The sequence below is a fragment of the Nostoc sp. genome, from assembly GCF_036918015.1.
Lineage (GTDB): Bacteria > Cyanobacteriota > Cyanobacteriia > Cyanobacteriales > Nostocaceae > Nostoc.
This window is the reverse complement of record NZ_JBALEO010000072.1, coordinates 17,918-34,298: the sequence shown is the minus strand read 5'-3', so window position 1 is coordinate 34,298 and position 16,381 is coordinate 17,918. Positions and strand designations below refer to the sequence as shown.

General features: G+C 42.4%; 13 protein-coding genes. 10 read left to right on the top strand and 3 right to left on the bottom strand.

The window, feature by feature from the left end:
* Positions 1–183 precede the first annotated feature (183 nt).
* The 5 genes from V7K61_RS19115 (at position 184) to V7K61_RS19095 (ending at position 4,096) form a co-directional block, all read left to right on the top strand.
* Positions 184–996, top strand: coding sequence for a phycobilisome linker polypeptide (locus V7K61_RS19115; protein ID WP_335055593.1), 813 nt, complete (start codon positions 184–186; stop codon positions 994–996).
* Between the two features lie 149 nt (positions 997–1,145).
* The gene (locus tag V7K61_RS19110; RefSeq protein ID WP_335055591.1) at positions 1,146–2,015 is read left to right on the top strand and encodes a phycobilisome linker polypeptide; all 870 of its coding nucleotides are present in this window, start codon (positions 1,146–1,148) and stop codon (positions 2,013–2,015) included.
* An 82-nt stretch (positions 2,016–2,097) separates the two neighbouring features.
* Positions 2,098–2,355, top strand: a complete 258-nt coding sequence (locus V7K61_RS19105) for a phycobilisome linker polypeptide (protein WP_335055589.1) — start codon at positions 2,098–2,100, stop codon at positions 2,353–2,355.
* The gene (locus V7K61_RS19100) at positions 2,355–3,197 is read left to right on the top strand and encodes a HEAT repeat domain-containing protein (protein ID WP_335055587.1); all 843 of its coding nucleotides are present in this window, start codon (positions 2,355–2,357) and stop codon (positions 3,195–3,197) included. Before V7K61_RS19105 ends, V7K61_RS19100 begins: the two co-directional genes overlap by 1 nt.
* Before the next feature lie 170 nt (positions 3,198–3,367).
* Complete coding sequence (locus V7K61_RS19095) at positions 3,368–4,096, top strand: HEAT repeat domain-containing protein (RefSeq protein ID WP_335055585.1); 729 nt, start codon at positions 3,368–3,370, stop codon at positions 4,094–4,096.
* Positions 4,097–4,243: 147 nt separating this feature from the next.
* Here V7K61_RS19095 and V7K61_RS19090 read toward each other — a convergent pair whose 3' ends face one another.
* Positions 4,244–4,894, bottom strand: a complete 651-nt coding sequence (locus V7K61_RS19090; protein ID WP_335055583.1) for an HD domain-containing protein — start codon at positions 4,892–4,894, stop codon at positions 4,244–4,246.
* A gap of 200 nt (positions 4,895–5,094) precedes the next feature.
* Here V7K61_RS19090 and V7K61_RS19085 point away from each other — a divergent pair, with 200 nt between their 5' ends.
* The 4 genes from V7K61_RS19085 (at position 5,095) to V7K61_RS19070 (ending at position 12,070) form a co-directional block, all read left to right on the top strand.
* Positions 5,095–6,639, top strand: coding sequence for a serine/threonine-protein kinase (locus V7K61_RS19085; RefSeq protein WP_335055581.1), 1,545 nt, complete (start codon positions 5,095–5,097; stop codon positions 6,637–6,639).
* A gap of 113 nt (positions 6,640–6,752) precedes the next feature.
* Positions 6,753–8,120, top strand: a complete 1,368-nt coding sequence (locus V7K61_RS19080) for a protein kinase domain-containing protein (protein ID WP_335055579.1) — start codon at positions 6,753–6,755, stop codon at positions 8,118–8,120.
* A 173-nt stretch (positions 8,121–8,293) separates the two neighbouring features.
* Positions 8,294–11,287 (top strand): L-glutamate gamma-semialdehyde dehydrogenase, encoded by a 2,994-nt coding sequence (gene pruA / locus V7K61_RS19075; RefSeq protein WP_335055577.1) that lies wholly within the window; start codon positions 8,294–8,296, stop codon positions 11,285–11,287.
* Positions 11,288–11,614: 327 nt separating this feature from the next.
* Positions 11,615–12,070, top strand: coding sequence for a GNAT family N-acetyltransferase (locus V7K61_RS19070; RefSeq protein ID WP_335055575.1), 456 nt, complete (start codon positions 11,615–11,617; stop codon positions 12,068–12,070).
* Positions 12,071–12,269: 199 nt separating this feature from the next.
* On the opposite strand, the gene V7K61_RS19065 is transcribed toward V7K61_RS19070, so the two are convergent.
* Positions 12,270–14,498, bottom strand: a complete 2,229-nt coding sequence (locus V7K61_RS19065; RefSeq protein ID WP_335055573.1) for a hybrid sensor histidine kinase/response regulator — start codon at positions 14,496–14,498, stop codon at positions 12,270–12,272.
* A 448-nt stretch (positions 14,499–14,946) separates the two neighbouring features.
* On the opposite strand from V7K61_RS19065, the gene V7K61_RS19060 reads away from it, so the two are divergent.
* Entirely contained in the window at positions 14,947–15,873 is a 927-nt protein-coding gene (locus V7K61_RS19060) for a cobalamin-binding protein (RefSeq protein ID WP_335055571.1), read from the top strand.
* Between the two features lie 181 nt (positions 15,874–16,054).
* Here the strand turns inward: V7K61_RS19060 and V7K61_RS19055 are convergent, their stop codons facing one another.
* Positions 16,055–16,357 carry a TMEM165/GDT1 family protein gene (locus V7K61_RS19055; RefSeq protein WP_099100177.1) on the bottom strand — a complete coding sequence of 101 codons (303 nt, stop codon included), beginning with the start codon at positions 16,355–16,357 and terminating at the stop codon, positions 16,055–16,057.
* Positions 16,358–16,381 lie beyond the last annotated feature (24 nt).

Genomic DNA, 16,381 nt, shown 5'->3' with positions numbered 1-16,381 from the left:
GACTGCCAAACCTATAAGGTGAGCCTGGGAACCTGTGGAAACAGGATATTAAGGCAGCTATGTCTTAAAAATCGCCTTACTTTCGGTAAGGTGAGTATCAATTTCAAAAAGACTGTTAAAAGACTAGAAAAAATTTTCTAAAAAGTTTTCAGTTTTGCAGTTAAAACTGAGGAGGTTTTAAAGATGGCAGCTTTGGGACAAGCAGCAAGATTAGGGATTGGAGCGTTTGAAAATTCAGCACCAGTAGAACTACGCCCTGATAGAACAGAAGCCGATGTAGCAGTGGTTATCCGGGCGGCTTACCGTCAGGTTTTGGGTAATGCATATCTACTAGAAGCAGACAGTCTAGAGAGTGCAGAATCACTGTTGCAGCAAGGTGCAATCACCGTTAGGGGATTTGTGCTAGCCATTGCTCAATCAGAACTCTATCGGGATAAGTTTTTCTACTCCAACTCCCAAACTCGGTTTATCGAGTTGAATTATAAGCATTTATTGGGGCGTGCCCCAGAAGATGAGTCAGAGATTTCGTACCATGTTGAGCTTTACAACTCACAAGGTTATGAAGCTGAGATTAATTCCTACATTGACTCATTAGAATATCAAGAGAGTTTTGGCGAAAATATTGTCCCTTACTATAAAGGCTTTAAAAGTCAAGTAGGACAGAAAAACGTTGGCTATAGCCGACTGTTCCAACTGTATCGGGGTTATGCCAATAGCGATCGCGCTCAAGGACAAAAACAAGGACGCCTCACCTGGGAAGTGGCTAAGAATCTAGCTTCACCCATTTATCCAGTCTCTGCCGGAGCCTTAACAGGTCTCTCTACAGGTGGTCGCGGCGAAACATACCGCATCAGAGTGCTACAAGCAGCTTCTCCAAACTCAACTGTAGTAAGGCGCGGTACTGCGGAATTGATCGTACCCTACGAGCAACTTTCTAGTAAATTGCAGCAGTTGAATCGCAAGGGCAGTAAGGTTATTAGCATTACAGCCGTATAAATAGAGACTGGGGATTGGGGACTGGGGACTGGGGACTAGGAATTGGGACTAAGAGGATAAAGGGGATAACCAATACCTAATACCCAGTACCCAATCCCCGATCCCTAATCCCCAGTCCCCAATTATTAATTACAAAAGGAAAATTACCAATGGCTATTACAACAGCAGCTTCCCGTTTGGGAACAGAACCTTTTAGCGATCAGTCTCCTGTGGAATTGCGTCCGAATGCAACCAAAGAAGACATTGAGAGAGTAATTTCTGCCGTCTATCGTCAGGTGTTGGGCAACAACTACATCTTGACATCTGACCGCCTAACAAGTGCTGAATCTATTCTGCGCGATGGCAAAAGTACAGTCCAAGAGTTTGTGCGTCAACTAGCTAAATCAGAACTGTACAAAACCAAATTTTTCTACGACAACTTCCAAACTCGCGTTATTGAACTGAACTACAAACATTTGTTGGGTCGTGCCCCTTATGATGAGTCTGATGTCGTCTATCACTTAGACTTGTATCAAACTAAGGGATATGAAGCCGACATTGATTCTTATATTGATTCGCCAGAGTATCAATCTAGCTTTGGTGAAAATATAGTGCCTTACTATCGTGGCTTTAGTACCCAAACAGGACAGAAAACTGTCGGATTTAGCCGGATATTCCAACTTTATCGCGGCTATGCTAGTAGCGATACTTCCCAACTCAAAGGTAAATCTTCTCGCCTTGCTAGCGAACTAGGTCGCAATAGCGCATCCGTCGTTGTTCCTCCCTCTGGTGGCCCCTCAGGCTTTTCATACGTTGCTTCTGAAAAAGGCGTTACCCCCAACAGTACTTTTGGTGGTGCAGGAACCTTTGGTAAAGAAGGCAGACTTTACCGCATTGAAGTAGCAGGTGTTTTTGGAGCTGGTTATCCTAGCACACGCCGCGTCAATCAAGCGGTGGTTATACCTTATGAAGAACTATCTAGTTACTTCCAGAGAGTGGTAAAACAAGGTGGTAAAATAGCTAGTGTGAAGCCTCTTTAGTGTCATTTGTCAATAGTCATTAGTCAATAGTCATTATTAAGGGCAAAAGACTAATGACAATTTAGAATTGGGAATTAATTTTATGGTTGGATCAATTAGTAGTAGAACGAGTAGTCGCTACTTTCGGTATGAAGTAGTAGGTCTGCGCCAAAGCGAAGAAACTGAAAAAACCAACTATCCCATTCGTTCTAGTGCAACTGTGTTTTTCACAGTACCTGAGAACCGGATGAATCAAGAAATGCAGCGGATTAGTCGCTTGGGTGGCAAAATAGTCAGCATTCAGCCATTAAACGCTGAAGCTAAAACAGATAGCGAACAAAGCGATCCTCCTTCTTCATAATGAATTCCAGTCCGCAGAAATTTGAAGATTTATCACCGACAGGTAACTCTGGCGATGGTGAATCTTTAACAGTAGAGCAAGCGATCGCTAATCTTGAAAGTGCAGATTTAGGTCTGCGGTTTTATGCTGCTTGGTGGTTGGGTAGGTTTCGGATATGTGAAGCAGCTGCGGTTACAGGATTAATTAAAGCGTTAGAGGATGAAGCCGACAGAACACCAGAAGGCGGATATCCTCTGCGACGGAACGCAGCTAGGGCTTTAGGGAAACTAGGCGATCGCCAAGCAGTCTCACCTTTAATTGCGTGTTTAAACTGCTCAGATTTTTATGTCCGGGAAGCAGCGGCACAATCCTTAGAAATGCTGGGCGATTCGGTTTGCATTCCCGCCCTGATTGAGTTATTACAAGTAGGTTTGCAAGGAGAGCAGCTGATCTCACAGCCTGATTTATCTCAACCCTACGAAGCCATTTTAGAAGCCTTGGGAGCCTTGAGGGCGACTGAGTGCATCCCCTTGGTAAAACCATTTTTAGAGCATCCAATCGAATTGGTGCAATATGCTGCCGCACGAGCCATGTATCAATTAACCCAAGAACCAGTTTATGGAGAACGGTTAATAAAAGCTCTGGCAGGAGAAAAATTGCAATTGCGTCGAGCAGTGTTAGCAGACTTGGGAGCGATTGGCTATCTACCCGCAGCAGATGCGATCGCCGAAACTCTTGCTGAAAATAGCCTGAAGTTAATTTCCCTTAAAGGATTACTAGAACATCAAGTTAACCACACAGCAACAAACACTTTGTCTGATGGTGCGATTAAAGTAATAAATTTGATGGACTCGCTGTTGTAGTCATAATTTCCCAGGCATTAGTTGTTATTAATACGTTTAAACCAAATGTTTACCACACATAAATCTCCAACCCAACTGCGATATAAGGGCTAGGGGGTTTATGTCTGATGTCAACTACGGAGGACTTAAGCTACAATTGGCAGATCCCTAATGACTGATGGCAAATTATTATGAATAACAGTGACCTTGCTCAAATATTAATCCGTGCTGTGGAAGAAGCAGACTCCTCGGATCGCTTATTAGACGCAGTTCAGGAGTTAGCGGCAGCTGGCATAGAGGAATCTGTTCCCACTCTGATTGCAGCTTTGGGCTACAACAATCCAGGGGCAGCAGTGGCGGCAGTAGATGGACTAATTGCGATCGGAGAAGCCGCAGTACCGTCACTATTGGAACTAATTGATGACTACAACTACAGTGCTAGAGCCTGGGCTATCCGTGCCTTAGCGGGAATTGGCGATGTTCGGGCGCTCGATACCTTGTTAGAGGCAGCAAAAACTGATTTTTCCTTAAGTGTGCGGCGGGCAGCTGCCAGAGGATTAGGCACTTTGCGCTTGCATCAACTACCTGCTGAGAAAGTGGAATCTGTTCAGACTCAAGTATTAGAGGCACTATTACTAATTTCTCAAGATCCAGAGTGGATAGTGCGCTATGCAGCAGTGACGAGTTTAGAAACACTAGCCATCGCTATAGCAGTCACTTTACCCGATCAAGCATCGCGGATTACAAATCAACTTCAGCAAATACTCGATAATGATGCCGATGTGGGAGTTCGTACCCGCGTAGAATTTGCACAGCAAAAAATTCAACAGCAACAACATCAAGAAATGTTTGCACCGAAAAGAAAGCTAGAAGATACTGAAGTGTCTGAAATACCTCATCGTGGTGGTGGCAGACGGTAAATCACCAGACACCAACCGCCCTTGCGGTATGGTGTTAGGTTCTGCCAATTCATCGGGGATAGCCTTCAGAACTCCTTGTTTTATTAGTTCTTACATTCGCTTCTCCGATGGGGAGTCCTGGTTCCCAAGACCTTAGTTTTTCTAAAACTAACCAGGCGATAAAGACTGAATTTCTGCCTGGATATTGCCACGAGCAGATGGTTCGGCAAACTCTAACATTAAAGGCGTAAAATAAATCCGCGATCGCTGTAAAAATATTTCTAAAATTTTCTGGCGACCTGTGATATAATCTGCCTCTGCCACCCAGCCATATTCCTGACGAATAGCATGGGCGTATTCTTCATAATCAACTGAGTTAGTAGCCAAAATCGCTAAATCTGCATCAAGTAGGACTTGGCTATCATAGTCATTTACCGCAGCTTGGTGGTCTTTAGTGTTCAGAATCAGACGGGTGACGGTAGTTATGGTACTTTCTGGAATACCTAAATTACTCAGCAACTCAAAAGCATAGTCTGCACTTCGTTCTTCGTTATCTTTAGCTTCAGTGTCATACACGACATCGTGAAACCAGGCAGCTAGTTGAACAGCAGCTAGGCTGTTGGTGTAGCCTTGCAAAATCTCAATTGTGCTGAGGACGCGATCGATGTGTTTCAGTGTATGGTAGTAGCGACCAGGGGTAGAATAAGCTTCAACCAAGAGATTAAAGGCTTTTTCAGCCGCTACTTGGTCAACGCCAAAGGGTTGGAGTGTATGTTGCCAGTTATAAAATAAAATATCCATAAAGTTTTTTGTAGGCATAGAGGCAGTATACCCATTCTGAGTATTGGAAAAAATAAGTACATGCTGTTAAAACAGCAGTAGAAGACTTCAAGTAGAACCTCACCTTCTAACTCCGCCAGGAGAAAGAGGGAAAAATTTTCCTCCCCTTACTTGCAGTAAAGGGTTAGAAGTGAGTTCACGCGAATATATTTACAAGTTATAAATCTAGTTATAAATCAATGAAACTTTGGACGCCCAATCAACATCTGGACAACGGAAGATTCATTATACAAAAAGTCCTTGGTGGCGGTGGCTTTGGTGTCACCTATAGCGCCATAGAACAGCATACAGGTAAATTAGTTGTTATCAAAACCCTCAACCATATTCAACAAAGTAAAGAAGACTTCCAGCAGCGACAGGTAAAATTTGTCAATGAAGCCTTGCGGTTAGCCAGATGCAGCCATACCCATATTGTCCAAGTCTATGAAGTTATCCAAGAAGATGGCCTCTGGGGCATGGTGATGGAATATATTGATGGAGAAGATTTAGGTGTTTATGTTGAACAGCATGGACAATTGTCGGAAGATGAAGCCTTACGTTCCATTGATCAAGTAGGTCAGGCTTTAGAATATATCCACAAACAGGGGTTTTTACATCGAGATGTCAAACCCAATAATATTATTTTGCGTTGTGGTAAATCAGAAGCAGTTTTAATTGATTTTGGGTTAGCAAGAGAATATACCATTGGACAAGTGGGAAGCATGACTAACGAGAGAACTAATGGTTATGCACCCATTGAACAGTATGAAAGACAGGGCAATTTTGGTCATTATACTGATGTTTATGCCTTAGCTGCGACCCTGTATAGTTTGCTCACAAAGGAGGTACCTTTTCCTGCTAATTTTAGAGATAAGGGCATACCTTTACCACCACCAAAGCAATTTAATCCGCAAATTAGTGACAGGGTAAATGATGCCATTATCAAGGGGATGGCGTTGCAACCCCAAGAGCGTCTACAGTCGGTGTTAGAGTTTCGAGAATTGCTGGGTATTGCTAGCACCCAACCACGCCCACAGGAAGGGCAACAGTTAATTTCAGATATCAAAAGTTTGGCGTTGGCATCCCCAGAGTTTCCGCAATTGGCGTCAGAGTCTAAAGCATGGCTGGGGATAGATAAAGAAAAATCAGAGGAAGGCATGACTGTAGTGTTGCCAAAGCAATTTAATCCTCAAATTAGCGACAGGGTAAAGGATTGGATTGTTAAACATATAGCATTGCCATCCCCAAAAGGTCTAAAATCGGCACCGGATGGAGAAAAATCGCCTGAGATGAATTTAATCTCTGCTGTGGGCATAGATTACACCCGATTGCGAGATTTACTAGCAGATGGAGAGTGGAAAGAAGCAAATGAAGAGGCAACGCGAGTCATGCTAGCAGTCCCTAAAAGAGAAAAGGAAGGCTGGTTTCGCCCTCAAGATATTGACAACTTTCCCTGTGAGGACATCCGTACCATTGACAAGTTGTGGGTAAAATACAGCGATGGACGCTTTGGTTTTTCGGTGCAAAAGCGCATTCATCAAAGTCTGGGTGGCACTAGAAATTACAACAAAAAAACTTGGGAAGCTTTTGCCGATCGCGTCGGTTGGAAAAAAGATGGAGAATGGATATTATACTCCAGACACCTGTGTACTTGGAATTTAAATGCACCCTATGGACACCTCCCCCTCCCTCATCATGGTTTTATGTGGGGTTGTGGGTGTTTTCTTTCCCATCAAGATTTGTAATCAGTATTCAACCGGATTTAATCTCAGAGACTTTGCGGGATATGAGTGGTTCACCACTGTGATATCTGATACAGGTAAGTTATGATCGTGGACATTAATTTTTTATTGTTCAGATGCCAGCTAAAATCATCCTTACCGTTATCCAAGGACAATTATTAGGACAACAATATATTTTTGATTGCCGCACTAGCTGCATAATCGGTAGAAGTCCAGATTGCAATCCCCAGTTACCAGATGATGAGAATCATCGGGGCATCTCCCGCTATCACTGTCTACTGGATATTAATCCTCCTGATATTCGGGTGCGGGACTTTGGTAGTAAAAATGGCACTTACATTAACGGTAAAAACATCGGACAACGCCAACGAAATCAAACGGCTGAAGAAGCTGTAAAATGCCACTTTCCAGAGTATGACTTACGAACAGGCGACGAAATCAACTTAGGTCACACTGTCTTTAAAGTTAGTATAGAAATACATCAAGACGAAGTAAATATACCAACCTTCATCCCTGATGATGTTACTGTCAAAAATAACCCAGTACAACAGGCTTATTTCTTAGACATCATCAAATACTTTCTGAATTTGGCTGAGAGTGGCGATCGCAACCTGAAAGCAATTAGCGGTTATAATCTTGTCAAACTTCTCAGCACTAGTGAATTCGGGGAAGTTTATTTAGCACAGCATAATCAGTCTGGCAAGTTCATAGCCTTAAAGGTCATGTTACCAGCAGTGGCGGCGAATGACTTCGCTGTGCAGATGTTTCTCCGGGAGACGGAAAACACCAAGGCTTTGCAACATCCTCATGTAGTGCAACTGATGGATTGTGGCTTCTCGGAAATTATCTTCTTTTTTACAATGGAATATTGTGAGGGCGGTACTGTATGGGATTTCATGCAACAACTAGGTGGGCGATTGTCTGTTGAGATTGCTGTACCGATTATTCTGCAAATTTTAGACGCTTTAGAATATGCCCACAATGTTGAACTGCCTTATGTCAAACTGGCTGATGGTAAGTTTGGCAAAGGTAAAGGTATAGTTCACCGCGACCTCAAACCGAGTAATATCTTCCTGACTAATATTGATGGAAAACTGGTGGCAAAAATCGGTGATTACGGCTTATCTAAGGCCTTTGACTTGGCTGGTTTAAGTGGTCAAACTTTGACTGGTACTCAAGCGGGTACTCCCGTTTTCATGCCGCGACAACAAGTGCTTAACTTTAAATATGCCCAACCGGAGGTAGATATTTGGGCAGTTGCGGCTTGTCTCTACAATATGCTAACAGGTTGTTTCCCCCGCAACTTCACAGGCGATCCCTTTCTGGCAGTTTTACAGAATAATCCCATACCAATTCGCCAACGAGATGCAACAATTATGCAACCCTTAGCGCAGGTGATTGATTTGGCGTTGGTTGATAAACCAGAAATCCACTTTAAGAGTGCAGCTGAATTTAAACGGGCATTGTTAAGTGCGTTGTCATAGTAGAGTTTATAGGATTTTATTATCTATGTAAGTAAATCATTCAAAATCAATGAAATCCTTACGGTATGGCAATTACGAATTCCGCATAATGGTGACAGCTAAATGAAAGCGTCAAAATAGAAGACACAGGCTTTGTACAAAAAGCCTTGCCTTGATTAACGGAGTTATTATCAGTGGTATTACAAGTACAAACAAGCACCTACGAAGCTAAAACCCAAGAAATTGCTAAACAACTTCTAGCCGCAACGCAGGAAAATCGTTCATTTTTTTCTTCCCTGCGGGATCAAATGCGTTGGGATGATAAATTACTAGCTTGGGCAATGAGTAACCCTGGCTTGCGGGTGCAACTATTTCGCTTTATAGACACGCTACCTGCTTTACACAGTAAATCAGAAATTGCCTCACATTTACAAGAATATTTAGGCGATGAATCTGTAGAATTACCGGCAGCTTTGAAGGGAATGCTAAACTTTGCTAACCCCGACTCCATGCCTGGACAAGTTGCTGCGACAACCGTTGGGACAGCGGTTGAGACGCTTGCCCATAAATATATTTCTGGGGAAAATATTAAACAAGTCATCAAAACAGTTGAACGCCTGCGAAAAGAGAAAATGGCTTTCACCATTGATTTACTTGGTGAAGCCGTAATTACCGAAGCGGAAGCGCAGTCTTATCTAGAACGCTATCTAGAATTAATGCAACAATTGGTGGAAGCATCGAAGAATTGGTCAGCTATTCCGGCGATTGATGAGGCTGATGGCGAACCGATACCCAAAGTTCAGGTTTCTGTTAAGTTAACGGCGTTTTATTCCCAATTTGATCCATTAGATGCTAAGGGTAGTGAGGAGCGAGTTAGCGATCGCATTCGGATTCTCTTACGTCGTGCTAAAGAATTAGGCGCAGCTGTCCATTTTGATATGGAACAGTATGCCTATAAGGACATAACTCTCAGCATTCTGAAAAAACTCTTACTAGAAGAAGAATTTCGGCAACGCACAGATATTGGCATCACAATTCAAGCATATCTGCGTGATAGCGAACAAGATACCGAAGACGTAATTTCTTGGTTGAAAGAACGTGGTTATCCTCTGACAATTCGCTTGGTGAAAGGCGCATATTGGGATCAAGAAACGATTAAAGCAGCCCAAAAGCATTGGCAACAGCCAGTTTACAACGACAAAGCCGCAACTGATGCTAACTTTGAAATCATCACTCAGTTGTTGTTAGAAAATCATCAATATGTCTATTCTGCCATTGGTAGCCATAATGTGCGATCGCACTCTCGCGCCATTGCCATAGCTGAAAGTTTAAATGTCCCTCGCCGTCGCTTTGAGTTGCAAGTCCTCTACGGTATGGGAGATAAAGTTGCTAAGGCTTTGGTTGACAAAGGTTATCGAGTCAGAGTTTACTGTCCCTACGGTGAATTATTACCTGGAATGGCGTATTTAATTCGCCGGTTGTTGGAAAATACCGCTAATAGTTCTTTTTTACGGCAAAATCTCGAAAATCGACCGATTGAAGAGTTATTAGCGCCGCCGATTGTCAAAGAAGAAAACAACTCTTTAACTCCTAACTCCTCACTCTTAACTCCTAACTCTCATTTTTCTGGTGCTGCTGATACCGATTACGCTGAGGAAGAGGTGAGAACCAAGGCGGCGCAAGCTTTCCAAAATGTTCGCCAACAGTTGGGTAAAACTTATTTACCACTGATTAATGGCGAGTATGTCAACACGCCGGAATTTGTTGATTCTCTCAATCCTTCTAAGTTCAGTGAGGTAATTGGTAAAGTTGGGTTGATTAGCGTTGAACAAGCGGAACAGGCGATGCAAGCTGCGAAAGCGGCGTTTCCTGAATGGAAGAAAACACCAGCTAAACAACGCGCTGATATTTTGCGAAAAGCGGGTGATTTGATGGAACTCCGCCGCGCTGAACTTTCAGTTTGGATAGTTTTGGAAGTTGGGAAACCAGTTAAGGAAGCTGATGGAGAGGTTTCGGAGGCGATAGACTTTTGTCGTTACTACGCTGATGAGATTGAACGGTTAGATAAAGGTGTGAATTATGACATTCCTGGTGAAACTAATCGTTATATTTACCAGCCGCGAGGAATTGCTGTCGTGATTTCTCCTTGGAATTTCCCGCTAGCGATCGCTTGTGGTATGACAGTTGCAGCTTTGGTTTCAGGCAATTGCACTCTCCTCAAACCTGCGGAAACATCTTCTGTAATTGCAGCGAAATTTACAGAAATCTTGGTAGATGCTGGTTTTCCTAAAGGTGTATTTCAATACGTACCTGGGAAGGGTTCGCAAGTTGGTGCTTATTTGGTAAATCATCCAGATACTCATGTAATTGCTTTTACAGGTTCCCAAGAAGTCGGCTGTCGAATTTACGCAGAAGCGGCAACTTTGAAACCCGGACAAAAGCACATGAAACGGGTGATTGCGGAAATGGGTGGCAAGAATGCCATTATCGTCGATGAAAGTGCTGATTTAGACCAAGCTGTTGTTGGGGTAGTGCAGTCGGCATTTGGTTACAGCGGCCAAAAATGTTCTGCCGCCTCCAGGGTGATTGTGTTGCAACCGATTTATGATGCCTTTGTGGAGCGGTTGGTGGAAGCGACGAAATCCTTAAATATTGGGGAAGCAGAGTTACCGAGTACACAAGTTGGGCCAGTAATTGATGCCAATGCCCGCGATCGCATCCGCGAGTATATTGAGAAGGGTAAGGCAGAATCACAATTAGCTTTGGAATTACCAGCACCCGAACAAGGATATTTTATCGGGCCAGTCATCTTTAGTGAAGTATCGCCAAATGCGGTAATTTCCCAGGAAGAGATTTTTGGCCCTGTGCTGGCGGTAATTCGGGTGAAAGATTTCCAGGAAGCTTTAGCAGTAGCCAACGGTACAAACTTCGCTTTAACTGGCGGGCTTTATTCTAGAACGCCTTCTCACATTCAGCAGGCGCAGACAGAGTTTGAAGTCGGCAATTTGTACATCAACCGCAATATTACCGGAGCGATCGTTGGACGGCAACCCTTTGGTGGATTCAAACTTTCTGGAGTAGGTTCTAAAGCAGGCGGCCCTGATTACTTACTGCAATTTTTGGAACCACGCGCGGTTACAGAAAATATTCAACGTCAAGGTTTTGCACCAATTGAAGGAGCAGATTAAAATAACGTGAATTCCACAGCTAATATAGTGTCCGTCTAATTAGCCCAATCAAAACACCTCTCGCTGATTTTACTGCGTAAAACCCTCCCTCTCCGAGTCCTACGGTGTACACACATCTTGGTAATGAAGCCCTAATCCTGGATTTACCCCCCTTAATCCCCCCTTGTAAAGGGGGGAAATATCCGGTTCTCCCCCAAGGCATCGGGGGAGTTAGAGGCGGTCAGAAGGACTTGTGTGTACACCGTAGAGGGACAGGCTTGCACTTTATGGAGAGGTGCATCAAACTCACATTAAACTACAATAGGTATTAACATCAAAGAGAGTTTCATGAGTAATTTAGTTATAAAAGTTGCTGAATTACCTAAAGATTTTCCGGCAATTCAAGCAATAAGAAAATCAGTTTTTCAAGAAGAACAAGGGGTAGACCCCGCTTTAGAATTTGATGGCAAAGATGAAATATCCGATCATCTAATTGCTTATTTAAATATGGAAGCTGTCGGTACTGCTAGAATCAGATATTTAGATGATAAAACTGCCAAAATAGAAAGGTTAGCTGTTTTATCGACAGTTAGAGGGCAAGGTATTGGTAAAAAAATTATGGAAAATGCCCTACAGGTGATAGCTCAACAAAATATTCCAGAAGTAGTGATTCATGCTCAAGAATACGTGAAAGATTTATACAAAAAGTTGGATTTTATAGAAGAAGGGGAAATATTTGAAGAAGCTAGTATTCTCCATGTGAAAATGAGAAAAATATTTTCACATTCAAGTAAAATGATCTAGTATTTTTTCATTCGGCGTTCAGAAAAAAATGTATTTGTATGAGCAATTAGAGACTTCCAAATTAAAAAACATCCAAAAATATCGTACAACAATCCTCTCTCTTCTTCATCTCTCCGTGCCCGGTTATTGAGCGAAGTCGAAATACTGCGTCTCTGTGGTAGCCTACGTTTTTTTGGATAATTTATTTCTTGGAAATCCCTTAACTAAAATATTTCATTAGAACTGACTCTAGCTGGACTATGCGAATTGGCTTGACAAGGAAATCATTAACACTACCTGGCAGCATGGCAATTTCCTCCTCTAAAGGTTCGCTAAAGGTCATCATTACAATCGGTAAATGTTCCCGATAAGGCTCTTTTCTAAGGATATTTAACAAATTCAAGATATGAACATCCTTTACTAACTGCAAATCAAAAAAAACTAAATCTGGTTGGAAGCTTTGTACCTGTTTCAAAAAGTCGTTACTATTATCTATCCACTTGACTTGGTAGCCAATTGTGTGGAGATAATCTTGCAACACTGTTGCTGTATTTTCCTCTTCTTCTACAAGCAAAATAGTTTTATTTGTGGGGATGACTGAAGAAGAGGAGGACGAGGTAAAATTTGCTTCCTCTTCTGTCTCATCTATCTTATCTATCTCATTTGTCTCATTTTCCCCATTTCCCGGATGCTCTGAATTTGGTAGAAACAGAGTGAATTGACTGCCCTTTCCTAAAATTGATGTAAAGGTCACATCTCCACCATGTAAACGTGCTAATTTCCGCGTCAAGGCTAAACCCAAACCAGTGCCTTCGTACTGCCGATTTAACCGACTGTCAAGCTGTTTAAACGGTTCAAATAGAAATTGAAACTGGCTTGAATCTATACCAATGCCAGTATCTGAAACTGTAAACGTTATCCCTTGTGGCACTTTTTTGACTACCAGCGATACAAGACCTGCTGGGGTGAATTTAATGGCATTGGTCAGCAAGTTGAGTAGCATTTGCTTGATGCGCCGCTCATCAGCAATACAAATATCCGCTTCTAGATCAATTTTATGTGTGAGTTGCAATCCCTTTTCGGAGGCGCGATCGCGCACTGTCCAGATGGCATAATTACATATATCTGCCACTGACAACGATGATAGTAACAGTTCCTCTTTACCTGCTTCTACCTTAGATAAGTCAAGGATATCGTTAATCACTGCCAGCAGATGTTCGCCACTACTATATATACAACTTACATATTCGTTCTGCTTTTCATTCAGAGAGCCAACTATTTCTTGTTGCAATAACTGTGACAAACCCATAATCGCATTGAGAGGCGTCCGCAACTCATGGCTCATGGTTGCTAAAAATTCAGTTTTTGCTCGACTGGCAGCTTCTGCTGCTTCTTGAGAGGCGCGTAGTTTCAACTCTGTTTGCTTACGTTCAGTAATATCCTCAATCATCGCTAGAAAAAACTCAGGTTCCCCATTGCTGCCTGGTATAACAGAAACAGAGATATGAGTCCAAACTAAGCTACCATTTTGATGCTGGCAGCATCTTTCTATCTCAATACGATGTCTTTCGACAAGCTGTTTCTGATGGTTGGAGGGTTGTAAACCTTCCCTCGAAGTTCTCTTTAAGTCTGTGCGAATTCCTGACATCAGTCGTTTGTAAAGTTTTAAATCCTCCCTTTCTATGGAAATGTAATCTGTAAAGCGCTTGCCGTATAAATCTTCTCGGCTGTATCCTAAAATCTCGCACAGTGCCAGATTAGTATCGACTATTTGCCCTTTCATATCTATCAGACCAATGCCGATAGAGGAACGCTCAAAAATCGCCCGAAATTGTGCCTCACTCTGTCGTAGTGCTTCCTCTACCACGTTTCGCTCACTCGCTTCTATGGCCAGCGTCACAAAATCTGCAATTGAGCCAGCAAAACTCTCTTCTTCTAAAGTCCATTGGCGACCTTCACCTATGTGTTCGTGGCACACTACGCCTACCAAATGACCTTCTAGCCAAATTGGTGCGTCTAGTATAGATGTGATGCCCAAAACTGAAAGATAAGACTCGGATAATTCTTGGGTTCTGGGATCGTTTCTGGCATTCTCCGCAGCAATAGTACGCTCCTCTTCTAAAGCCTGGAAATAAGCAGGAAAATTTGTTTTTAAAAGAGAGTTACCAAGGGTATGCTCCTTAGTCCTGACATCATACAAATTAATGCATTCAATTTTTGAACGTTCTTCATTATATAACCATACCCCAACTCGCTCTACTAAAAGCGTCTGAGCAGCAGTTTCTGTGATTTCCCTCAACACGGCATTGAGATTACCTTGCTGAAATGTTTTGCTTCTTGCCAGTTGCACCAGCGTCTGGCTTTGTTTTCGCCGACTATTTTCTCTGATTCGTAAAGCCTCTTGGGCCTGGTTCTGCTCTGTAATATCTCTAGCTGACACCACTTGCATTAGTTGCCCTCAAGAAGAAATAATTTGGACTTGCAGTTTTACGGAAAAAGTAGAACTGTCTTTGTATAACTACAATTACTTGATATAGTTTTTCATAACCGGAAAGTATAATTTTTCTAATCAAATTTTATGATTCTGATTAATGAGTTCTAAACTAGATTTTGCTCATCACTTCTATTACTTCATACCAGTGATTTTTGCCAGGGGATAATTAGCATTTCAAGTAATTTCACTATTAAGTAATTCTACTATCAAGTAGTATAAGTAGTATAGTATTTTTAATCTGGGACTGGGTATTGGAAAGAGTTTTTCCCAATACCCAATCCTCAGTACAATTTCTTGCTTAGTGCTGAGTACCAAAACACCCTTGATTCTCCTAGAGAAAGATACCTAATGGCTCAAATTCTGCCAAAATTAAGGTGACGGCAGGTTTTGCGGAGGTGGAGCGATGACAGATAGTGATGTAAGAATTGTTTCCTTGATTCCCGGTGGAACGGAGATTTTAGCGACACTAGGGTTGGTTAATGCTATTGTGGGGCGATCGCACGAATGCGATTACCCTCCAGAAATCCTCAATCGCCCCATTTGTACCCAAGCACGTTTAAACAGTAATGCATCCAGCAGCCAAATTAACGATGAAGTGAACAAGTTATTGCAATCTGCTCTTAGTATTTATGAAATCAAAACAGATGTTTTAGAGCAATTGCAGCCTACTCATATTCTCACTCAAGACCAGTGCGATGTTTGTGCTGTTAGCTTACATGATGTTGAAAAGGCAGTTACTACACTCATTGACAGTAAACCTCAGATTATTTCTTTACAACCCAATATTCTCCAGGATGTTTGGGCTGACATTGAGCGAGTCGGCAATACCTTTAGCGTAGACTCGGTAAAAGTCTTAGAAAATTTACAAGCTCGCGTCAAAATCTGTCAGCAAAAAATCCAAGGACTTTCTTTAGATGAACTGCCTACCGTCGCCTGTATCGAGTGGACTGATCCTTTGATGGTCGCCGCTAATTGGATTCCTGAATTAGTTAACTTAGCAGGAGGACAGTCTCTATTTTGCGCTACAGGTCAGCCTTCTCCGATCCTGCCGTGGGAAACACTAGTAACAACTAATCCCGATATAATTGTTTTTATGCCTTGTGGCTTTGATTTAAACCGCACTCGCAAAGAAGCCAATTTATTAACTCAACGTCCAGAGTGGGAAAAACTACACGCTACCAAGGCTGGTAGAGTCTACATTACTGATGGCAATTCTTACTTCAATCGTCCAGGGCCGCGACTGGTAGATTCTCTAGAAATTTTGGCAGAAATTTTGCATCCAGAAATTTTTCAATACGGCTATAAAGGAACTGCTTGGGAAGTTTTGTAAAGAAGAATTCAGAACTCAGGAGTCAGAATTCAGTATTAAAAATAAGAATTCAGAACTCAGGAGCGCAGCCGGAGACGCTCCGCCTCCGGTCAGTACTCGGTATTAATTCGAGTCATTAGATAATTCTAATCCTCCACGAAGAGTAATTCTGATTCCTGGATTCTGAATTCTGAATTCTTCTCTAAGGTGTTTGTTCAGAATCTGCTGATGGTTCATTGTTAAATAACAGCAGGCGTGCCGCAAGTATGGCAAATCCTACAGCCGCGATCGCTTTTAAAACGCGTGTAGGTAGTAATTCGGCTACTGCACCCCCTGCTAACGATCCTAATAGGCTTGTCAACAGCAATGCGCCTGCTGCACCAAAAAATACTGCACGTGGAGAATTAGAACGTCCTGAAAGTGCGATCGCCGCTAGCTGACTTTTGTCACCCAATTCTGATAAAAAAACTGTAATAAAGCTAAGTCCTAATAAATGCCAATCCATATTATTTATGGGGGAGTGAGAGAG